This is a genomic window from Tardiphaga sp. GW821-FHT12E02 (assembly GCF_058807155.1).
Genome location: NZ_JBXAQK010000001.1, coordinates 5,615,332 through 5,636,366, shown reverse-complemented (window position 1 = coordinate 5,636,366; position 21,035 = coordinate 5,615,332). Strand labels below are relative to the sequence as shown.

General features: G+C 63.1%; 19 protein-coding genes. 5 read left to right on the top strand and 14 right to left on the bottom strand.

Annotation, left to right across the window (positions count from 1 at the left end; translation table 11 throughout):
* Nucleotides 1-215: 215 nt before the first annotated feature.
* The 9 genes from AC1RQ5_RS26450 to ygfZ all read right to left on the bottom strand — a co-directional run bounded on the left by AC1RQ5_RS26450 (nucleotide 216) and on the right by ygfZ (nucleotide 10,396).
* Nucleotides 216-1,184 (bottom strand): ABC transporter substrate-binding protein, encoded by a 969-nt coding sequence (locus tag AC1RQ5_RS26450; RefSeq protein ID WP_493202941.1) that lies wholly within the window; start codon nucleotides 1,182-1,184, stop codon nucleotides 216-218.
* Between the two features lie 35 nt (nucleotides 1,185-1,219).
* Nucleotides 1,220-2,077, bottom strand: coding sequence for an ABC transporter permease (locus tag AC1RQ5_RS26445; protein WP_493202939.1), 858 nt, complete (start codon nucleotides 2,075-2,077; stop codon nucleotides 1,220-1,222).
* Nucleotides 2,074-2,856 carry an ABC transporter ATP-binding protein gene (locus tag AC1RQ5_RS26440; RefSeq protein ID WP_493202938.1) on the bottom strand — a complete coding sequence of 261 codons (783 nt, stop codon included), beginning with the start codon at nucleotides 2,854-2,856 and terminating at the stop codon, nucleotides 2,074-2,076. The genes AC1RQ5_RS26445 and AC1RQ5_RS26440 overlap by 4 nt, the downstream gene beginning before the upstream one ends.
* A gap of 234 nt (nucleotides 2,857-3,090) precedes the next feature.
* Complete coding sequence (locus AC1RQ5_RS26435) at nucleotides 3,091-4,782, bottom strand: thiamine pyrophosphate-dependent enzyme (RefSeq protein WP_493202936.1); 1,692 nt, start codon at nucleotides 4,780-4,782, stop codon at nucleotides 3,091-3,093.
* A 133-nt stretch (nucleotides 4,783-4,915) separates the two neighbouring features.
* A complete protein-coding gene (locus AC1RQ5_RS26430; RefSeq protein ID WP_493202934.1) occupies nucleotides 4,916-7,612 on the bottom strand; it encodes a DUF2339 domain-containing protein in 2,697 nt (898 codons plus the stop codon).
* A gap of 125 nt (nucleotides 7,613-7,737) precedes the next feature.
* Entirely contained in the window at nucleotides 7,738-8,244 is a 507-nt protein-coding gene (locus tag AC1RQ5_RS26425; protein WP_493202932.1) for a tyrosine phosphatase family protein, read from the bottom strand.
* Between the two features lie 33 nt (nucleotides 8,245-8,277).
* The gene (locus AC1RQ5_RS26420) at nucleotides 8,278-8,892 is read right to left on the bottom strand and encodes a YfbR-like 5'-deoxynucleotidase (protein WP_493202930.1); all 615 of its coding nucleotides are present in this window, start codon (nucleotides 8,890-8,892) and stop codon (nucleotides 8,278-8,280) included.
* Nucleotides 8,892-9,518, bottom strand: coding sequence for a DNA-3-methyladenine glycosylase I (locus tag AC1RQ5_RS26415; RefSeq protein ID WP_493202928.1), 627 nt, complete (start codon nucleotides 9,516-9,518; stop codon nucleotides 8,892-8,894). Before AC1RQ5_RS26415 ends, AC1RQ5_RS26420 begins: the two co-directional genes overlap by 1 nt.
* The gene (ygfZ, locus tag AC1RQ5_RS26410; protein WP_493202926.1) at nucleotides 9,515-10,396 is read right to left on the bottom strand and encodes a CAF17-like 4Fe-4S cluster assembly/insertion protein YgfZ; all 882 of its coding nucleotides are present in this window, start codon (nucleotides 10,394-10,396) and stop codon (nucleotides 9,515-9,517) included. The genes AC1RQ5_RS26415 and ygfZ overlap by 4 nt, the downstream gene beginning before the upstream one ends.
* A gap of 129 nt (nucleotides 10,397-10,525) precedes the next feature.
* On the opposite strand from ygfZ, the gene AC1RQ5_RS26405 reads away from it, so the two are divergent.
* Nucleotides 10,526-11,860 (top strand): dihydroorotase, encoded by a 1,335-nt coding sequence (locus AC1RQ5_RS26405; RefSeq protein ID WP_493202924.1) that lies wholly within the window; start codon nucleotides 10,526-10,528, stop codon nucleotides 11,858-11,860.
* Between the two features lie 150 nt (nucleotides 11,861-12,010).
* Here the strand turns inward: AC1RQ5_RS26405 and AC1RQ5_RS26400 are convergent, their stop codons facing one another.
* The 4 genes from AC1RQ5_RS26400 to AC1RQ5_RS26385 form a co-directional block, all read right to left on the bottom strand.
* Nucleotides 12,011-12,277, bottom strand: a complete 267-nt coding sequence (locus AC1RQ5_RS26400; protein ID WP_398466673.1) for a hypothetical protein — start codon at nucleotides 12,275-12,277, stop codon at nucleotides 12,011-12,013.
* 405 nt (nucleotides 12,278-12,682) lie between these two features.
* On the bottom strand, nucleotides 12,683-13,345 hold the full coding sequence (locus AC1RQ5_RS26395; protein WP_493202922.1) for a sulfite oxidase-like oxidoreductase: 663 nt from the start codon (nucleotides 13,343-13,345) through the stop codon (nucleotides 12,683-12,685).
* A 29-nt stretch (nucleotides 13,346-13,374) separates the two neighbouring features.
* On the bottom strand, nucleotides 13,375-14,610 hold the full coding sequence (locus AC1RQ5_RS26390; protein ID WP_398480736.1) for an MFS transporter: 1,236 nt from the start codon (nucleotides 14,608-14,610) through the stop codon (nucleotides 13,375-13,377).
* 398 nt (nucleotides 14,611-15,008) lie between these two features.
* A complete protein-coding gene (locus AC1RQ5_RS26385) occupies nucleotides 15,009-16,433 on the bottom strand; it encodes an amidase (RefSeq protein ID WP_493202921.1) in 1,425 nt (474 codons plus the stop codon).
* 156 nt (nucleotides 16,434-16,589) lie between these two features.
* On the opposite strand from AC1RQ5_RS26385, the gene AC1RQ5_RS26380 reads away from it, so the two are divergent.
* Nucleotides 16,590-17,435 (top strand): alpha/beta hydrolase, encoded by an 846-nt coding sequence (locus AC1RQ5_RS26380; protein WP_493202919.1) that lies wholly within the window; start codon nucleotides 16,590-16,592, stop codon nucleotides 17,433-17,435.
* Nucleotides 17,436-17,585: 150 nt separating this feature from the next.
* Here AC1RQ5_RS26380 and AC1RQ5_RS26375 read toward each other — a convergent pair whose 3' ends face one another.
* Nucleotides 17,586-18,596 carry a polyprenyl synthetase family protein gene (locus AC1RQ5_RS26375; RefSeq protein WP_398480726.1) on the bottom strand — a complete coding sequence of 337 codons (1,011 nt, stop codon included), beginning with the start codon at nucleotides 18,594-18,596 and terminating at the stop codon, nucleotides 17,586-17,588.
* A 223-nt stretch (nucleotides 18,597-18,819) separates the two neighbouring features.
* On the opposite strand from AC1RQ5_RS26375, the gene AC1RQ5_RS26370 reads away from it, so the two are divergent.
* The 3 genes from AC1RQ5_RS26370 (at nucleotide 18,820) to AC1RQ5_RS26360 (ending at nucleotide 20,916) form a co-directional block, all read left to right on the top strand.
* On the top strand, nucleotides 18,820-19,050 hold the full coding sequence (locus tag AC1RQ5_RS26370) for a putative signal transducing protein (RefSeq protein WP_398480728.1): 231 nt from the start codon (nucleotides 18,820-18,822) through the stop codon (nucleotides 19,048-19,050).
* Nucleotides 19,050-19,805, top strand: a complete 756-nt coding sequence (locus tag AC1RQ5_RS26365; protein WP_493202916.1) for a tRNA1(Val) (adenine(37)-N6)-methyltransferase — start codon at nucleotides 19,050-19,052, stop codon at nucleotides 19,803-19,805. The genes AC1RQ5_RS26370 and AC1RQ5_RS26365 overlap by 1 nt, the downstream gene beginning before the upstream one ends.
* A gap of 226 nt (nucleotides 19,806-20,031) precedes the next feature.
* On the top strand, nucleotides 20,032-20,916 hold the full coding sequence (locus AC1RQ5_RS26360) for a S49 family peptidase (protein WP_398480732.1): 885 nt from the start codon (nucleotides 20,032-20,034) through the stop codon (nucleotides 20,914-20,916).
* The last annotated feature ends 119 nt before the right edge of the window (nucleotides 20,917-21,035 follow it).

The window sequence follows — 21,035 nt, the reverse complement described above, 5'->3', positions numbered from 1 at the left end:
AAACCTCAGAGCTTTCTTTCTGTCCCTCCCCCAAGCCGCGCAGCGGCGCCGTGGGGAGGGTGGACGGCCGCAGGCCGGACGGGTGGGGTGCCTCCACAAACTCCGGAGTTTGCGGAGGCACCCCACCCCCGCCTATCGGCGGACCCTCCCCACTGCGCAGCTGTGCTGCTTGGGGGAGGGAGACCATGTCGCCCGTCAATCCAACAGGATGCCAATCACTTCATCGCCAGCGCCGGCTCGATATATTTCCGCACCACGAATTTGTCGTAGTCCGGCTGCGCCGCGAGATTACCGAGTGCGATCTGGGTGTCCATGGACACTTTCAGCGACGGCGCCGAAATATCGACGCTCGGCGGATAGACGCCATCGGCCAGCATGCGCTTGACCGCGGCTTCGACCACGGCCGGCTCCAGCGACGGGAATTCCTTCTGCGCGATGGCGACGGTGCGGGACTCGTTCTTGGCCATGAAGCGCATCGCCATTTCCATCCCGTTGGTGACGCGCTGGGCGAGATCGGGGTTAACGTCGTTGCGCGCCGTCACCGACGAGAACGCATAGGCGCCATAGGTCTTCGGGAAGCCGAACACGACCTTCATGCCCTTGGCGACGACCTGATCGAGGCCGGGCTCATACATCACGGCCACCGGCGCCTGCTTGGCGAGGAACGGCCCGGGCTCGGTGCCGATGGCAACCGGGATCATCTCCACGTCGGTTTTCCCATCCATGCCGTTCTCCTTGAGCAGCTTCAGGAACAGCGAGGTGCTGGTGGTCGGCATCGTGCCGGTGACGACCTTCTGGCCCTTCAGGCTCTTGATGTCCTTGAAGTCGAAATCGGGTGCTGCGGCGAGCCAGACGGCGGCGCCATTGACGACATTGGCGATGATGCCCACCGGCGCCCCCTTGGAGGCAGCGATCGCGGTCCATTCCGGCCCGTGGATCGAGAACTGCGCGCTGCCGGAGATCACAGCGGAAAGCGCAACCGTCGGCGACCCCGCGGTCTCCTTGGTGAGATCGAGGCCCTGCGCGGTGAAGAAGCCCTCATTGATGGCGACATAGAGCGGCAGATACAGCATCGACTGGAAGGCCTGCGACAGCACGACCTTCTTGTTCTGGGCCGAGGCCGGCGAGGCAGCGAGCAACCCGGCCAGCGCGGTGGCGCAGGCGATACGCTTAAACAACGACATGAAAGTCTCCGTGATGCGAAGGATGAGGAAGAGAGCTAGACTTGAACCTGATGCGACGTGGTCGCCTGCTTCCAGGGCAGCGAGGTGCGTTCGATGATGTCGATGACGTAGTAGAGCGCAAAACCCATGATCATCAGCGTGAACAGGCCGACCCAGACCGAGTTGAGGTCATAGAGGCTGGAAGCGTTGAATATCATGTGGCCGAGACCGCGCTGCGACGAGATGAACTCACCGACCACGGCGCCGACCAGGCCGAAGCCGATATTGATGCGGAAGGTCGCGATGATCGCCGGCAGTGTCGATGGTACCACGGCCTTGAAGAACACCTGATGCTTGTCGGCGCCCATGGAGATCATCAGCGACTGCAGATCGACATCGGCATCCTTGGCAGCCTGATAGGCTGCGATCAGCGCCACGAGCGCGGTAAGCGAGACAGCGAGCGCCACCTTGGAGATCAGCCCGGTGCCGAACCACAGCACCACGATCGGAGCCAGCGCGATCTTCGGCACCGAATTGATGGCCACGATAAAGGGTTCGACCAGCTTGGCGACGAACACCGAATACCAGAGCGCAAGGCCAAACAGCGATCCGAAGATGGTGCCGATGACGAAGCCGAGAATGGCTTCGAACAGCGTGATCCAGGAATCCATCAGCAATTCGCCGCTGAGCAGTTTTTGATAGAAGCTGGCAAAGATGCCGCTGGGTGAGCCCATCAGGAAAGCCGAGATATAGCCGGCATGGACGCCGGTCTCCCAGATCCCGAAGAAGATGGCGATGGCCGCGATCTGCAGGAAGGCACGACCAAGCATCGTATCGAACGTCGCGCGCTTGCGTGCACGCACGGGCTTGCGCTTGGCGCGAACGGGAGCGCTGGTCTGGATCGTCATCGTCATGCGGTTTTCTCGGTCTGGATGTCGAGCTCGGCGCAAAGCGTCTTGAAATAGGTCGCGAAGTTGGCGTCGTTGCGCGCGGTCACGGGAGAGGTCGCGTCGATGTCGATCTCGTGCACGACCTTCACCCGTGCCGGGCGACCGGACAGCACGACCACGCGCTTGGACAGCGCCACCGCTTCATCGATGTCATGGGTGACGAGAATGACCGTCTTCTTGTAGGTCTGCACGGCGTCCTTCAGCACGCCTTCCAGATACAGGCGCGTCTGGTAATCCAGCGCCGAGAACGGCTCGTCCAGGAGCAGGATGTCCGGATCCATGATCAGCGTGCGGATCAGCGCCACGCGCTGGCGCATGCCGCCGGACAGTGTTTTGGGATAGGCGTTCTCGAAACCGGCAAGGCCGAACTGCTTGAGATATTCGCGCGCCTTGGCCTCGGCTTCCTTGGCATCGACGCCACGGGTCTCGAGCCCGAGCAGCACATTGCCAAGCACCGTGCGCCATGGAAACAGCAGATCCTTCTGCATCATATAGCCGACGCGGCCGCGCAGGCTCTCGATCTCCTGGCCCCGATAGGTGATGGTGCCGCTGTCAGGCTCCAGCAATCCGGCGATGATGTTGAAGATCGTGGTCTTGCCGCAGCCGGATGGCCCGATGATGCTGACGAAATCGCTTTCATTGATGCTGAACGACAGATCGTCCAGCACGGTGACGTCGCCATTCTTGCCAGCAAATGACTTGCTGACATTGGCGACGCTCAGTTGCACTTGCTTCGGCGGCATGACGGCATCCCCGTTGGATACCGTTGTTACGCAAACAGTGTGCCACCCCGAAACATCACGCACCGGCCGGCAATCGCAGAGTTTCTCGCAGCACTCGCCCGCCATGCGCGCATGATTGCTTTGGCTTTGTGCAGGCTGGAATAGTTCTGGGCGAGAAAATGAGCAGGCATGAGAAAGTGTATTTTCTCGATACAGTTCACGCGCCTCTCCCGGTGGCAGGAGAGGCGCAAAGGATCAACCCGTCACCGACATCACGGCTTCCTTGATCTTCGCCAGCGCGTAATTCCCGATCATGTTGGCATCGACATGCGGCAGGTTAGGAATCTCATCGGCAGCGACCACGCAATCGACGATGGCCGGGCCCTCGCAGGCCAGCGCATCGGCGATGGCCTTCTTGAGTTCACCCGGCTGTTTCGCCGTAAAACCCTGGCCGCCGCAGGCACGCGCCAGTGCTGCAAAATCCGGATTCGGGAATTCGATCGCCTCGCGGAAAGGTGCCAGGCCGACGCTCTCGGCTTCCAGCGTGATCAGACCAAGCGCTGAGTTGTTGTAGACGATGACCTTGAGCGGCAGCTTGTGTTGCACGGCGGTCATGAACTCGCCCATCAGCATGTTGAAGCCGCCGTCGCCGGTGAGCACGATCACCTGCTTGGATCGATCCAGAATCTGGATGCCGTTGCCCTGCCCGACGGCGGTGCCGACCGCCGCATTGTTGAACGAGCCGGTGATGCGCTGGGTACCGTTCTGGCGGATCCAGTTCGCCGACCACAGCGTGTTGAGGCCGGTGTCGAGCACGAAGATCGCATCCGAGCGCGCGAGATCGCTGGTGACGCGTGCGACGGCTTGCGGATGGATCTTGTTTTTGCTGCGGGCGGGATCGGCCTGCTTGTCCAGCATCTCGTCCCACTTCTTGCGCGCATGCACGGTCTTTTCGAAGAACTTGCTGTCGGTCTTGGCCTGAACGCGGCCGAGCAGGATCGCCAAAGACGGCCGTGCCGAGCCGATCACGCCAAGCGCCGTCGGGGTGCGGCGTCCCAGCGCCTGCGCGCGCTCGTCGATCTGGATCACATGGCCCTTGGTCGGGAGAAAGTTGGAATAGGGATAGTCGGTGCCGACCATCACCAGCAGATCGCAGTCATGGACGGCGTCATAGACCGGCTTGGTGCCGATCATGCCGAGGCCGCCCATCCAGCGCGGATCGTCAAACGCCATGATTTCCTTGCCGCGCACCGAATGCACCAGCGGCGCGTTCAGTTTGTCGGACAGTGCGCGCAGCAGATCCGCGGTGCCAAGGGCGCCATGGCCGCACATGATCACGACGCTTTTTGCCTCGTCGATGCGTCGCACGGCCTCGTCGATGGCGGCCTCGTTCGGCAGGATCTCGCCGCGCGGCATCAGCGTCGCGATGCTCGAGGTCGGCACGTCGGATTTCAGCGACAGCACGTCCATCGGCAGCGTCAGATGCGCGACGCCGGGGCCGGCATAGGCGGCGGCAATCGCTTCGTGAAACACCCGCGGCGCTTGCGCGGCGGTGGTGACAGTCTGCGTATAGAGCGAGACGTCGCGAAACAGCAGGTCCGGCTCGGTGGTCTGGAAAAAGTCCGAGCCCTTCATGGCCCGCGCCATGTCGCCGGACAGCGCCAGCACCGGGGCATGGTCACGGGCGGCTTCATAGAGCCCGGCGACGAGATGCGTGCTGCCCGGTCCTGTCGAGCCCGCGCAAACGCCGAGCTTGCCGGTGAGCTTCGCCTGGCCCGCTGCGGCCAATGCCGCGCCTTCCTCGTGGCGCACGCCGACCCATTCGATCTTCGAGCGACGCACCGAATCCGCCAGCGGATTGAGCGAGTCGGCGATCAGGCCAAAAATCTGCTGCACGCCGATCTGTTCGAGGACATGGACGAGGTCATCGGCAACGGTCTTCGACATCGGTAGGCTCCAGATTTGATGGGGGACACCGCGGCGAGGATAGCGGCCGCGGCGTCGATCGATAGAACAGATGGATGCTCAATTGTCGCATTGCAGCATTAACATCACGCCCCAACAAATTTGTGATGTCGAATTAAGTTCCGGCAATCTCGGAACGAACCTCGTTGGCTTTCTTTCGGGAGAACAGGATGCGCTGATACAGATAGCCGATCGCCACCAGCACGAGGCCGAGGCACATGAAGGAGAGTGCACGCCAGACGCCGGTCAGCGACGACATGTCGATCAGAAAGGCTTTCAGCACCGTGAGGCCGATCACCACCGCCGAAGCCAGCCGCGCCCGTTGTGATGAGAAGATCAGCCCGGCAGCGAGTAGCGCGACGCCGAAGACGAGCCATGCGATCGACAGCGTATATTGCTCGGCGTCGAGCACCCGCGCATTGTAGAAGATCGGCCCGTGATAGATGCGGCGGATTTCGAGCGTCACATAGGTCAGCGCGAGCAGTAGCGCGCCCGCAGCAATCGTATTGGCATAAGCCGGCTTGCGACGACCCGCGACTGCATAGGACAGCAGCAGCGCGAGGATCGCGGGCAGCGCATAACCGAGCAGCAGCAGGTTGAAGACGGCGCCGCCGACATCGACCCGCCAGATGTTCGGATTCGCGATGAACAGCAGGCCGCCTAGCGAGGCGAGACCGGCATAGAGCGTGAGCAGCACCGCACCGACATTGTGGACGATGCTGCCGCTGCGCACCCGTAGCCGCTCGAGGCCGATGGCCATGGCGAGCGTTGTGCAGACCTGCAGCGCGATTTCGACGAGATCGGACGAGACGCGATAGACGTCGCCGCCATTGACGTAGTGGCGGATCTGCAGAAACAGCAGCAGCACCGTGAACAGGATGGCTGCGGATTCCACCATGCGCAGCGGCGCGTCGTCGCCACGGCGGCGCATCAGCAGGCTGGCGCCCCAGAACGAGGCGGCCGGCACGCCATAGCCCCACAGCAGCCAGTTGAAGATCGGCGTGGTGCCGACGAGATTGCCGACCACGCGCGGCTCCCAGGCCATGCGGGCGCAGACGATGGCGGCCAGAATGGCGGCAAGCCAGCGCAGGAACGGGATCGGCCGCTGCATGGAGATCCACGCAGTGCCGAGCGCCATCAGCGAAAGCGCGATGGTGAGCCAGCCCTTCTCCAGCGCGAAGGTCAATGCCAGCGCCAGCGCGCCGAGCGTGCCGGTGGCGAACAGTGCGGTGGAGATCGCGAGGCCGGGCCGCTGCTCGCGCTTGCTGAGCAGTTCCGTCGCAGCGGCAAAAGCGGCGGCAATGATCACCGCAAGAATGGCGAACGGGATCGAACGATCCAGATGCGCGATGCGCGCATAGAGCGCGATCAACAGCGCGATCGGCACGAAGGTGGCGCAGGCGGCCCAGATCACCGGAATGACCGCGCTGACCGAGCGTCCCTGGGCAAGAAAGCCGACGACGCCGAAGCCGAGCGCGAACACTGCAGCGCTGACGAGATGCAGCGTCACCGAGCCTTCGATCGGGCTGAGGCCGATGCCGTCCAGCGGACCGCCGGGCAGCACCAGCATGTCGAGATTGCCCTGGATGGCCCAGGACAGGAAGACGACGGCGACGAAGATGGCAGCGATGGCCACGGCGCTGGTTGCTGCCTGCGCGTACCAGGCCACGAACAGCGTGCCGGCGACCAGCAGGGCAAAAGCGATCATCGCCAGATCCGCATGGGAGCCTGCGAGCACGATCAGCGTGGCGCCGAACAGGCTGGTGCCGAGCGCGGCTGACGAAATGCCTTCGATGCGGCCGGGTTCGGCCGGCGGCCCATACATGAAGCCGCAGACGACCAGCAGCGATGCGAGCCCGAAGCAGGCGATGACGTGGAACACATGCGGGGCGACCATTGCAGGGCCGCTGTCGAGGCCGGGCAGCGTCCAGAAGGTCGTGAAGGCGATGGTGGTCAGCACCAGCCAGCGCCACATCCGCATCCGCGCCAGCGCGAAGGCGGCTGCGGTGACGATGGCGAGATAGATATACAGTGCCCAGTAATCCGGCTTGCCCGACGACACCAGCATCGGCGTGACGAAAGCGCCGACGAGGCCGAGTCCTGCGAGCGCGGGGCCATGCAGCAGCGCCGCAGCCATGGTGCCCATGGCGACAATGCCGAGCAGCACGAAAGCGGTGCCGGGCACGAGGAAATCGTAGAGCGCATAGGCCGCATAGATCGTGGCGAAGGCCACGGCGGTGCCCGCTGCGGTGAGGATCGCCGGGATATTGGCGATCGGCAGCGGCGCGATCGATGACAGCGATTCCTTGCGGCGCGCGAATTCGCCGACGGCAAGCAGCGCCAAGGCGAACAGGCCGCCGAGCAGCACGCGCACTTCCGGGCCGAGCAATCCGGCCTCGATGGAATAGCGCACCATGAAGAGGCCACCGAGGGCCAGTGTCAGGCCGCCGACCCACACCACCCAGCGCGTGCCGATGCGCTCTTCGAAGCTCGGGCGTTCGGTTGCCGGTGCCGCTACTGCCGGCTTCATGACAGTCTCAGCGACACGCGGCGTCGATGCAGCAGCAGGGATCGATGGTTTAGGTGCTGGCGCCGTGCTGGGCGGAGGCGGCGGCACATTGCTGGTGGCTGGCTGCACTGGTGCGAGCGGCGGTGCTGGTTCGGCCGCGGCCACTGGCGCAGTGACCGCGCGTGGCACGGCCTCTAATGCATCCAGCCGCGCCCGCAGGATTCTGACTTCATTGCGTGCGTTGCGTGCAAAAAAGAAGGCGACGATGGCGACGACAAGCGCAATGAAATCGAAATCAAACATCTTAAGTCAGCCCTCACTCTTCTTCTCTTCCCATCCTTGTCCCACAAGGGATGGGGTGAGGGAAGCCGTTGGGACTTAGTGCTTGTCGAAGTCGTAATGGTTCACATCGCGTGAACCCTGGCGCATCAATCCAGATCGAGGCGAAACGGCTTGCCGGCCACCATCAGGCTGCCCGGGCCCATATCGTCGAGCGCACGGACCATGCGGCCATTGCGGCCGAGCGCCTTGTCGGCGAGTGATACGATCAGCCGGTTCGGCGATGCGATGGGGGATGCTGCGCGGATGCGCTGCGCGATTTCGTGCTCGTCGCGATCGGGGTTGAGCATGCAGGCCGCTGTGAAGGCGCTGGCGGTGGAGCGCGAGATGCCCGCATAGCAATGGATCACCAGCGGCGAGGTGCGATCCCAGCCGCGCACGAAATCCATCACTTGCGTGACATGGCCCTCGTTCGGCGCGACAAACCCGTCCATGCTCTCGGTGATATCGTCCACCTGCACACGCAGGTGATTGGCCTCGATCACCGTCTCCGGCCGCACCACTTGCGCAACATTGGCCATGATGGTCAGCACATGGCTGGCGCCCGTCGTTTTGACGGTGGGATGCAGGTCGGCGAGGGAGCAGACATAGATCATGATGGTCTTTCTACCGCGCTCAGGCGCTGCATGTCATCCCGCTATCAGTGCTTCGAACCGCGCAAGGAACCGCTTCTCGGCCTTGCTGGCCGACCATGGGGTCAGGTAATCCGCCTCCACCTCGAGATCCAGACACGGATCCTTGCCGAACAGCCGCTTCGCCTCCGTCTCGGCAAAGCCTGCAAGCCGCGTGGCTTCCAGATAGGCCGCACCCATATCCGCGTTCTTGATCGCTTTCGTCATTTTCGGATCGAGCGTGGCCGGCAGGCCGAAATGGATATGGATCGCAGCCAGCAGGCGATGCTCCACCACCTTGTAGGCATCGCCGATCACCGCCTTGAACGGCGAGATCATGTCGCCGATCACATATTCCGGGGAATCATGCAGCAATGCCGCGAGCCCGAATTGATCGTCAACACGCGGCGCCTGCTCGCGCATGATCGCCTCGACCAGCAGTGAATGCTGTGCCACCGAAAAGATATGGGGGCCGCGCGTCTGCCCGTTCCAGCGCGCCATGCGCGCAAGGCCATGGGCGATATCAGCCAGTTCGATATCGAGCGGCGAGGGATCGAGCAGGTCGAGTCTGCGCCCCGATAGCATGCGTTGCCAGGCACGCGGTGTGCCGCCGGTCACGATCGCTTTCGCCATCAGGTCGCCTTCAGCCGCAGCGGCTTTTTCTTCTTGCTGCACAGCGCATGGCAATAGCAGGAGGTGAGGTGGTCATTGACCATGCCGGTCGCCTGCATGAAGGCATAGACAATGGTCGGTCCGACGAATTTGAAATTGCGCGACTGCAACTCCTTCGAGATCTTGATCGACAGCGGCGTCGAAGCCGGCACGCTGCCATGCGTCTTGAAATTGTTCACGATCGGCTTGCCATCGACGAAGTCCCAGAGGAATTTCGAGAAGCCGGGGCCTTCCTCCATGATCTTCAGATAGCCCTTGGCGGACAGGATCGTGCCCTCGATCTTCGCGCGATTGCGCACGATGCCGGCATCGTTCATCAGCGCATGCACTTTCTTCTCGCTGTAGCGCACGATCTTTTCCGGCTGGAAATCGTCGAACGCCTTTCGGAAATTGTCGCGCTTGCGCAGGATGGTGATCCACGACAGGCCGGCCTGGAAGCCGTCGAGGATCAGCTTCTCGAACAGCGCGCGGTCGTCATAGTCCGGTACGCCCCATTCGGTGTCGTGATAGGCGACATAGAATGGATATTCGCCCGGCCACGGGCAGCGCGTCTTGCCGTCGGCATGGGTGATCGCTGGCTTGCTCATGCGTGTTTCTTGGCAATGAAGGCGCGGGCGGCTTCGGGATCGGCCAGATGGATGGTGATGTCGCCAGCGATCAGGGCTGCGCCGGCGTCGAACGCATCAGTCGCGCGGTCGATGCGAAGCAGCGCGAGACCGCTGTGGCCGGCTGAAGAGCCCATGGTGCCGACCGGCTTGTCGGCGGCGCGGATCTCCGTGCCTGCCACAGGTGTCGTGCCATCGAGCGTCACCGGCACGATGCGCGTGCGCGCGGTGCCGCGATGCTGCATGCGCGACACCACCTCCTGGCCGATATAGCAGCCCTTGTCGAAATCGACTCCGGCCATGCGGTCCATATTGGTCTCATGCGGGAATGCATCGCCATAGGCGAAATCGATACCGCCGCGCGGCACGCCGCAGGCAATGCGATGCGCCTCATAGGCCGGCTCATCGACAAGCTCCGCGCCGAGCACCGAAGCGGTCTTCTCGGCGAGATCGGCCGGCACGAGAATGCGGTAGCCCAGCGCCGCATTGCGCGGATCGGCGAAGGTCAGATCCGGCTTCATCATTGGCTCGCCGTCCCAGACCGCCAGCACGCCGAGCCCGTCGGAGAGATTCTCCACCGTCACCTTGGCGCGCAGCTTGTAGAAGCCGAGCTTGGTGGCGAGCGGCTTGGCCAGTTCGCGCGGGCAATCGATCAGGAGGCCGCCACCATGGCCGGCAGGTGCTTCCGTCACCAGAAAATCCGCCACGATCTTGCCCTGTGGCGTCAGCAGCGCGCCGAACCGCGCGCGGCCGGGCGCGAGGTCGTCGATATCCGAGGTGATGAGGTTGTTGAGAAAAGCGCGGGCGTCGTCGCCGGCGATCTTCACCACACCCCGATCGGGGAGAAATGCTGCTTTCATACGGAAAATCTCGAAAAAATTCAGGAATCGCGGCGGACGGATTTCATCGCCAAAGTTAAGCCGCTAAGATGCCGGTAACAAGGCCTGCGCCATGCGCGCAGGCATCCACAAGCTGCAAGCGAGACCGGTATGAGCGAGACTTTCGATACGATTCTGAAGAACGGCACCGTCGTCAATCAGGATGGCGAGGGCCAGCGCGACATCGGCATCCGCGACGGCCGCATCGCGGCGCTCGGCACGTTCGGGCCGGAACAGGCGGGCAAGACCATCGACTGCAAGGGCCTGCACATCCTGCCCGGCGTGATGGACACCCAGGTGCATTTTCGCGAGCCCGGCCTGGAGCAGAAGGAAGATCTCGAAACCGGCTCGCGCAGCGCCGTGATGGGCGGCGTCACCGCCGTGTTCGAAATGCCGAACACCAACCCTCTCACCATCGACGAGGCCACGTTCACCGACAAGGTGAAACGCGGCCATCACCGCATGCATTGCGACTATGCGTTCTTCATCGGCGGCACGCGCGAGAATGTGCAGGATCTGCCCGAGCTGGAGCGTGCCCCCGGCTGTGCTGGCGTGAAGGTTTTCATCGGCTCCTCCACCGGTGCACTGCTGGTCGAGGATGACGACAGCCTGCGCAAGATCTTCCAGGTCATCAAGCGCCGCGCCGCCTTCCATGCCGAGGACGAATATCGCCTTAACGAGCGCAAGGGCCTGCGCATCGAGGGCGATGCCCGCTCGCATCCGGTGTGGCGCGACGAGACCGCGGCGCTGATGGCGACCCAGCGTCTGGTCAATCTCGCCCGCGAGACCGGCAAGCGCATCCATGTGCTGCATATCTCGACCAAGGAAGAGATCGACTATCTCCGGGATCACAAGGACGTCGCTTCCTGCGAAGCGACGCCGCATCATCTCACGCTGACGGCGCCGGACTGCTACGAGCGGCTCGGCACGCTGGCGCAGATGAATCCGCCGGTGCGCGATGCCAGCCACCGCGCCGGCATCTGGAAGGGCATCGAGCAGGGCATCATCGACGTGCTCGGCTCCGACCACGCGCCGCATACTCTGGAAGAGAAGCAGAAGGTCTATCCGGCCTCGCCATCCGGCATGACCGGCGTGCAGACGCTGGTGCCGCTGATGCTGGATCATGTGAATGCCGGCCGGCTGTCGCTGCAGCGTTTCGTCGATCTCACCAGCGCCGGCCCGGCGCGGCTCTACAATATGGCGATGAAGGGCCGTATCGCGGCGGGCTACGACGCCGATTTCACCATTGTCGATCTCAAGCGCAGCGAGACCATCACCAACAAATGGGTGGCCTCGAAAGCGGGCTGGACGCCCTATGACGGCGTGACCGTGAAGGGCTGGCCGGTCGGCACCTTCGTGCGCGGCAGGCAGGTGATGTGGCAGGGCGAACTCGTCACGCCATCACAGGGCGAGACGGTGAAGTTTCTGGAGACGTTGAAGCAGTAAGGCACGCTCAAACTGTCATCACCCGCCCTGGCGCGCAATTGCGCGCCTGGAGCGGGTGATCCAGTAAACGATGTAAGAGTGTAGAAGCGCGATCGGTGGAGTGTACTGGATCGCCCGGTCAAGCCGGGCGACGACAGTTGGGAGATAGACCTACTGCCTTGCCAGCGTCAGCGAAAATTCGCCATTGCGCACGCGCGTCGGCAGGCCCTCGACGAACTTCGCCACCGCATCCTCGCCATAGGTCCCGACCAGCTCGGCAAAGGCCGCGAACAGGCTGGCCTGCGCCAGGCAGTCGCCATCCACGCCGTCGTGGCGCGCTTCGGCCCATGCCTCGTTGAGATAGCTGAGCGCCGCCTGCTTCTGCTCCTGATCGGGGAGGGGAGCGCGGGTAGGCTGGTACGACAGGCGTTCGCTCATGAAATTCCCAAACAATCTGCGGGCAGGACACCGGCGCGAATCTGCGTCGGCGTGAAACTGATTCCTTCGGCTCGCAAGAGATTTACCACGCACGGCGCAGGCCGCGAGCGACATCTTTAAGAAAGGTTAACGGCCGGGATTCACATTGTCGGACATTGCGTTAGCAACGGGAACCGATGCGCGCTGCGAGCGGCAAGACGATCGCTTATGCCGTTTGAGCGATGAGGATAGTGGTCGGCCTGCATGGTTCGAGACGCCCGCTTCGCGGGCTCCTCACCATGAGGGTCTTCTACAGCGACATACTCTGCCCTCATCCTGAGGAGCGGCCGTTTGGCCGCGTCTCAAAGGATGGTCGCAGGCTACTTCGGCAACCTGCTCTTCCCCTGCTGCACGCGGGGAGAAGGTTCAATCCTCCGAATAGCGCTGCTCGTCCCACGGATCGCCGCGATTGTGATAGCCGCGGACTTCCCAATAGCCCGGTTTGTCATCGCTGCGGAATTCGATGCGTTGCAGCCATTTGGCGCTCTTCCAGAAATACAGATGCGGCACGATCACCCGCACGGGGCCGCCATGGTCGCGCTCGATCGGCGTGCCCTGCCACGAATGCGCCAGCAGCGCGTCGTCGGAGGCGAAATCCTCCAGCGAGAGATTGGTCGTGTAGCCGTCGTAGGATTCCAGCGATACGAAGCGCGCATCGGGCTTCGGCTGGCATGCGTCGAGCAATGCGCGTGTCGAAAGCCCTTCCCACTGATTGTCGTAGCGCGACCAGGTGGTGACGCAGTGAATGTCGGAGATGAATGTGGACTGCGGTTGCGCAGCAAATTGCGCAAAATCCCAGAACAGCGGCGTCTCGACGGCACCATAGACATCGAGGCGCCAGCGCTCGCGGGAAATATTGGGCGTGATGCCCAGATCCAGCACCGGCCAGTCCTGGGTCAGGTGCTGGCCGGGTGGAAGCCGGTCGGTCTCCGGGCGCGCATGCCGGCCGGTGAGAAACCGGCCCTCGCGCGCCCAGCGTTGTTTGGTTTGCGTCAGCTTGGATTCCGAAGGTGTGTTGTCTTCATCCATGCTGACGCTCCTTGGTTAGGCTGTGACTGTCACTCGTGACGGTGCATCGCCGAGTTGTGCTTGGTGTCGCGCATCGTGGCGTAGATGATCAGCGACAGGAAGATGATGCCCGAGAGATAATAGTAGAAATATTGCTCGTGGCCCGACTGCTTGAAATACAGCGCCACGGCAGGTGCCGTACCGCCGAAGATCGAGACCGTCAGCGCATAGGGCACGCCGACGCCCATGGCGCGGATATTGGTCGGGAACAGCTCGGCCTTCACCACGGCATTGATCGAGGTGTAGCCTGCCACGAACACCCAGGCGCCGCAGATCAGCAGGAAGGCGACGAAAGGCGACTTGGTGGTCTGCAGCGTGGTCAGGATGGGCACCGTGCAGAGCGTGCCGGCGATGCCGAAGAAGATCAGCAGCGGCTTGCGGCCGAAACGATCCGAGAGCGCGCCATAGATCGGCTGCAGGATGCAGGCGAAGATCAGCGTGCCGAAGATCACCGTGGTGGTCTGGTCCGCCGTGAGGCCGACCGAGAGCTTCACGAAGGTCTGCATATAGGTGGTGAAGGTGTAGAAGGCCGCGGTGCCGCCGGCGGTGAGGCCGACAACCAGCAGCAATTCGCGCGGATACTTCAAAAGGCCAGCCATCGAGCCCATCGGCTTCGACTGCTTCTTGGCTTCCGTGAACTGCTCGGTTTCGTGCAGGTCGCGCCGCATCACGGCGGCGAAGATAGCCAGGCTGGCGCCGATGAAGAACGGAATGCGCCAGCCCCAGTCCTTCAGCTCCTGCTCGGTGAGGAACACCTTCTGCAGCAGCAGGAGCACGATGATGGCGGTGAGCTGGCCGCCGATCAGCGTCACATACTGGAAGCTCGAATAGAAACCGCGATGCTTGGGATCGGCGACTTCCGAGAGGTAAGTGGCGGAGGCGCCGTATTCGCCGCCGAGGCTGAGGCCCTGGATGATGCGGGCGAGCGCGAGCACGACGGGGGCGGCAAAGCCGATGGTCGCATAGGTCGGGCACAGCGCGATGATCAAGGAGCCGAAGCACATGAACAGCACGGAGACGGTGAGCGACAGGCGACGTCCGTAACGGTCGGCGAGGAAGCCGAACAGCCAGCCGCCGAGCGGGCGCATCAGGAAGGTGGCGGCGAACAGCACGGCCGCATTGAGCTGCTGGACGACCGGATCATTGGAGGGGAAGAAGGCCGGTGCGAAATACAGCGCGAAGGCGGTGTAGGCGTAGAAGTCGTACCATTCGACCAGATTGCCCATCGAGCCGATGAAGATGGCCTTGATGCGTTTCTTGGCGTCGTCGAAATGAAGTTTGCCGTCGGCCGGCGGTGCGAAAGAGTCAGCCACGTAAAGCCCTCGTATTCCGTGAAATGAAATGCCCCGTTGCCACGGGAGGCCGCAAAAGCCAATGCCGCCAAATGCATTGCTGCTGGCATGGGGCGTTCTGTCAGGCAGCGGGATCGTTCCGGCTGCTACAATGCATGATTAGCCGTTAGCTGCGACAATGTGGCTTAGACGAAAGTATGGAGAGAGATGGCGGTATTTGAGGCGGTAGGGCCGTAGGGCGGATGAGCCGAAGGCGTCATCCGCCGGCCGAAGTTATTGCTGAAACTCCGCGGCGGATGACGCTTCGCTCATCCGCCCTACGGGGCCCGGTTTTACCTCGCCGGACGCGGATCGATCGGCGTGGAGCCCTGCAGGCCGAGAATATCCTCCAGCACCCGTGCACCGGCGAGCAGCGAGGCTTCGCCGCGCGGCGGGCCGACGATCTGCAGGCCGACAGGCAGCCCCGTTGAAGTGAAGCCGCAAGGCAGCGACAGCGCCGGGCAGCAGGTCAGGGTGATCGCATAGACGATACCCAGCCACTGCACATAGTTGTCGAACTTGGTGCCGTTGCATTCGGCGAGATAGCGCTGCTCGATCGGGAAGGGCGGCGTGATGGTCGCCGGGCAGAGCAGCAGGTCGTATGTCTGGAAGAAGTCATAGGCGCGGGCCGCGAGCGTGACGCGCTGCGTTTCCGCCTTGGCGAGATCCTCGACCTTGAGCTTCAGGCCTTCCTCGATATTCCAGATCACTTCCGGCTTCAGCTTGTCGCGATGGTCGCGCAGCAGGCCGAGTTTCGAGATCGCAAAATCATAGGCGCGCAGCACATGGAAGCACTCGTGCGCTTCGCGCAGGTCGGGATGCGCTTCCTCGACGATGACGCCGGCTTCCGCAAAACGCTCCGCCGCCTTGCGGGTGAGGGCTGCGACTTCCGGATCGACGGGCGTGATGCCGAGATCGGGCGAGTAGGCGATCCGCTTCGGTTTGGTACCACCGCGCACGGCGGAGCGGAACGAGGTCGGCAATTTGGGCAGCGAGATCAGATCGGCGGGATGTTCCCCGCTCATGGCGTCGAGCATCAATGCCAGGTCTTCCACGGTGCGTGCCATCGGACCCTGCACGCTCACCATGCGCGCCAGCGCGATACTCGGCGTTGAAGCGACGCGGCCAGGGCTCGGGCGCAGGCCGACAATGCCGCAGAAGCTGGCGGGGTTGCGCAGCGAGCCGCCCATGTCGGAGCCGTGCGCGATCCAGGCCGTGCCGCTGGCAAGCGCTGCAGCCGCACCACCGGACGAGCCGGCCGCCGACTTCGACAGGTCCCACGGATTCAGCGTCGCGCCGAACACCTCGTTGAAGGTGTTGGCACCGGCGCCGAATTCCGGCGTGTTGGATTTCGCATAGACCACGCCGCCATTTTCTTCGAGGCGCTCGACAAGGACATTCGATTTGGTGGGCACCACATCCTTGAAGATCGTCGATCCCTGGGTGGTGCGCACGCCGGCGACGGAGGTGAGATCCTTGATCGGCACCGGGAGGCCGGCGAGGATGCCGCGCTCGCCGAGCGGCTTCTTCATCAATTCCCTGGCGTGGTCACGGGCGCGATCGAAGCACAGGATCGGCAGGGCATTGACCTGGCCATCGACCTCCTTGATGCGCGATTCCAGTGCATCGAGCACATCGAGCGGCGTGACTGTGCCGTTATTGAGTTGATCGACGACGGCGCAGGCCGTTGCTTTGATGAGGTCTTGATGAGAGGCCACGCACGTCTCCAGGGATGATGCAGAAAGTGTGATGCAGAAAAAGCAGATGCAGCATGTTCGTCCGGCGCGTGGCGGTCTAGCCTATTTCTTGCATAATTGGGACTCGCGAGCGGCCGCGCGCCGCACAATACTGAGATGCAGCTAAGGACAACAACCATGAGTAATCCCTTCGGCGATTCCAACTGGCGCGCGATGTCGCGCGAACAGCTCGATGCCGGCCTCAACAACAGCGTGGCTGTCGTGGGGAGCGCCGAGATCGCCAATGGCTGGGGCCAGCGCTCCGACGCCATGAAGGCGAAATATCCCGCGCATCTCGACCTCGCTTATGGCCCGCGCGAGCGCAACAGGATCGATCTCATCAAGGTGACGGAAGGTGGCCCGGTGCTGCTGCTGATCCATGGCGGCTACTGGCAGATGCGCTCGAAGGATTTTTTCACCTGCTTCGCAGCGGGGCCGATCGCCCACGGTATCAATGTCGCCGCGATCGGCTACACGCTGGCGCCGGATGCGACGCTGGACGAGATCGTCGCCGAGATCAAAGCGGGCGTGGATGCGCTGGTCGATCAGGCTGGAAAGCTCGGCATCGATGCCGATCGCATCGTGGTCACGGGCTGGTCGGCCGGTGGCCACATGACCGCGACCACGCTGTCGCATCCGAAGGTGAAAGGCGGGGTGGCGATCTCCGGCATCTACGATCTCGAGCCGATCCGCGCGTCGTATCTCAACGAAAAGCTCAAGCTCGATGAAGCGATGTCGAAGCGGCAGTCACCGCTGCTGCAGGGCGCCGGCCCGGACAAGCCGCTGGCACTGGTGGTGGGCGGCGCGGAGCTCCCGATCTTGCGCCAGCAGACGGCGGACCTCGCGGTGCACCGCGTGCAGCATGGATTGCCGGTGAGCTATGAGGAGATTCCGGGCGCCGATCATTTCTCGATCATGGCGGAGCTGGAGAAGCCGGAGGGACGGATCACGGTGTTGATCAGGGAGTTGGTGGCGCGGATTTAAACTCCGCCACACACTCCGTCCTCATCCTGAGGAGCCGCACAGCGGCGTCTCGAAGGATGGCCGCAGGCTCCCCATTCATGGTTCGAGACGCGCGCCGTTGGCGCGCTCCTCACCATGAGGGCGGAGTGCGTGGCTTTCAATGTGTCTGGCTTAATGCGTCCGTGCCAGACAGAACGCCACCACCTGCTCCAGCGCCGTCTTCATCGGCGACGACGGGAACAGCGCCAGCGCATCCACCGCCATCGCACCATAATGATGCGCGCGGCTGATCGTGTCTTCCAGCGCACGGTGCTTGGTCATCAATCCGATGGCGTGATCGAGGTCGCCGTCACCGATCTCGCCGCGCTCCAGCGACTTGATCCAGAATTCGCGCTCGGCATCGTTGCCGCGGCGGAACGCCAGCACCACCGGCAGCGTGATCTTGCCCTCGCGGAAATCGTCGCCGACATTCTTGCCGAGCTTGGCGGCCTTGCCGCCGTAATCCAGCACGTCGTCCACGAGCTGGAACGCGATGCCGAGATTCATGCCGACCGAACGGCAGGCGGTCTGCTCCGCCTTCGGACGGTTGGCGATCACCGGGCCGACTTCGCAGGCCGCGGCGAACAGTTCGGCCGTCTTGCCGCGGATCACCGCGAGATATTCGTCTTCGGTGGTGGCGGTATTCTTGGCGGCGGCGAGCTGCATCACTTCGCCTTCGGCAATCGTTGCAGCGGCCGATGACAGAATGTCCAGCGCGCGCAGCGAGCCGACTTCGACCATCATGCGAAACGCCTGGCCGAGCAGGAAGTCGCCGACCAGCACCGAGGCCTCATTGCCCCACAGCATGCGGGCGGAGAGCTTGCCACGGCGGAGTTCGCTCTGATCGACCACGTCGTCATGCAGCAGCGTTGCCGTGTGCATGAATTCGACGGCGGCAGCGAGCTTGATATGGCCGTCGCCGGTGTAGCCGGTGAGATTGGCCATCGCCAGCGTCAGCATGGGGCGCAGGCGCTTGCCGCCCGAGGAGATCAGGTGGTTGGCCACTTCCGGAATCATGGTGACGTCGGAGCCGGTGCGCGACAGGATGGTCGCGTTCACGCGCTCCATGTCAGCAGACACGAGGCTGACAAGCTGATCGATCGACGCTGTTGCGTGACTCTCGAAAGGAACAATCACCGCCACGCTGTAGTCTCCGAATTGCAGAATCTTGGCGCGACAGGCCGTGGCCGGCCGGCGCGCACGCCCTGATAGGCCGAATTGGCGCGAAAATCATGTAAATTCATGCGCAGACTGGGCCGGTTAGACAATATGTCCGCAGAATAGGAACTGCGCAGGGGCGCGGCAAGGGCTAGGGAACCTGGATCAAATCCAGATATACCAGCCGTGAACAGGGAATGGTGGTCAATTGCGCGAAATCATGCGGACGAATGACGTGGTGCTGGTCTCGGCGGTGGGCGCGCTGCTCGATGGCGCCAATATCCATCACCTCGTGCTCGACCAGAATATGAGCATTCTGGAAGGCTCATTGGGCGTCATTCCACGACGGATTCTCGTGCATGAGGACGATGCGCGGGAAGCGCGGACCCTGCTGACCGAAGCCGGGCTCGCGCATGAGTTGCGCGCCGAGGAGAAGTAATGCCGGCGACCACCGATGATCACGTGCTGGGCGGCCAGTTGCTGCTGCGGCAGCCGGCCTCCGGTCATCGCGCGGGTCACGATGCGATCCTGCTGGCCGCCGCGACATCGGCGCGGCCGGGCCAGCGTGTGGTGGATTTCGGCGCGGGTGTTGGCACGGCTGGTCTGGCTGTCGCGAGACGCGTGGCCGGCCTCTCGCTCGCCTTGATCGAAATCAATCCGGATTTTGCCGATCTCGCGCGCCACAATGCCGAGGCCAATGGCGTGGCGGCCGATGTGATCACGCTCGATCTCGCATCCAATGCCGAAACCTTCGCGGCCGCGGGCCTGTCTGCGGACAGCGCCGACGTCATTCTGATGAATCCGCCCTTCAACGATCCCGCACGCCACCGCGCCTCGCCGAACAAGACCCGCGAGATCGCGCATGTTGCGACAGACGAGACGCTCGCGACCTGGGTCCACGCCGCGCGTCGCGTGCTGAAATCGAATGGTGTGCTGACGATGATCTGGCGCGCTGACGGGGTCGCTGACGTGCTTACAGCACTCCATCGCGGCTTCGGCTCGCTCGCGCTGATGCCGGTGCACGGCGATACAACGGCGCCGGCCATCCGGATTCTGGTGCGTGCGGTGAAAGGGGGGAGGGCGCCTGCGGCAATTCACCCCGGCATTGCGCTACGGGATGCGAAAGGCGCGCCCGATGCCCATATCCAGCAAATCCTGGCGGGGCATGCGGCACTTCCATGGGCATCGCTATGAGCGATGCGCCAATGCTTGTTATTGAGGAGCTGTTTCGGAACGCTTCTGCGGCGCGGACGTCAGATGGATCGCCGTGAGCAGCGTGCCGATGATCAGCATCAGCAGATAGATCTTCATGTTCACTCCCAACGCGCGTTTGACAATTATGGTTTGCAAACGCTGAAACTCTCTGCGGGTTCAATGACACGCGCGTGATAATGTACGGTTAATGTCGAGGTAACCTTCTATGAGCGAATCCAGTTTGAAAGCGGCGATTGCAAGGCTGCTGCCTGCGCGTTTCCGTCGCGCGACATCGGTCGTTCCGGTGGTCCGCTTGTCCGGCACCATCGGCGCTGTGACGCCGCTGCGGCCGGGTATGTCGCTCGCGGGCGTGGGAAAACTGCTGGATAAAGCCTTCGCGACGAAGAACGCGAAAGCCGTCGCATTGGTGGTGAATTCGCCCGGTGGCTCGCCTGTTCAATCACGGCAAATTTATCTGCGCATCCGCCAGCTCGCCGCCGAGAAGAAGCTTCCGGTGTTCGTCTTCGTCGAGGATGTCGCAGCCTCCGGGGGCTACATGATTGCCTGCGCCGGCGACGAGATCTTCGTCGATCCGTCCTCCATCGTCGGCTCCATCGGCGTGGTCGGCGGCACGTTCGGTTTTCAGGAACTGATCAAGAAGATCGGCGTCGAGCGCCGGCTCTATACGGCCGGCGAACACAAGGCGACGCTGGATCCGTTCCTGCCGGAAAATCCCGACGACGTCGCGCGGCTGAAATCGCTCCAGCGCGAGATCCATGCGATTTTCATTGGCCTTGTGAAAGAGAGCCGCGGCGCCCGGTTGAAGGGGCCGGAGGACGAGCTGTTCACGGGCGCCTATTGGGCCGGCGAGAAGTCCGTCGCATTCGGCCTCGTCGATGCCATCGGCGATCTCCGCTCGGTGCTTCGCGCCCGCTATGGCGACGAGGTGAAGACGCCAGTCATCGCGCAGCCTACCGGGATGTTGTCGAACCTGTTCGGCCGCAAATCCTCCAGCGGCGCGCAGCTGGAACTCGGTGCACTCGCTGATCTGCCCGACCAGATCGTTACCACGCTGGAAACCCGCGCACTATGGTCGCGCTACGGGTTTTGATGGTTGCCGAGCCTCCGCTCCGCCCCTCATGGTGAGGAGCGCGCCTCTTGGCGCGCGTCTCGAACCATGAGCTGGCCTGGCGCCGGCGCTAGCGGCCATCCTTCGAGACGCCGCTTCCG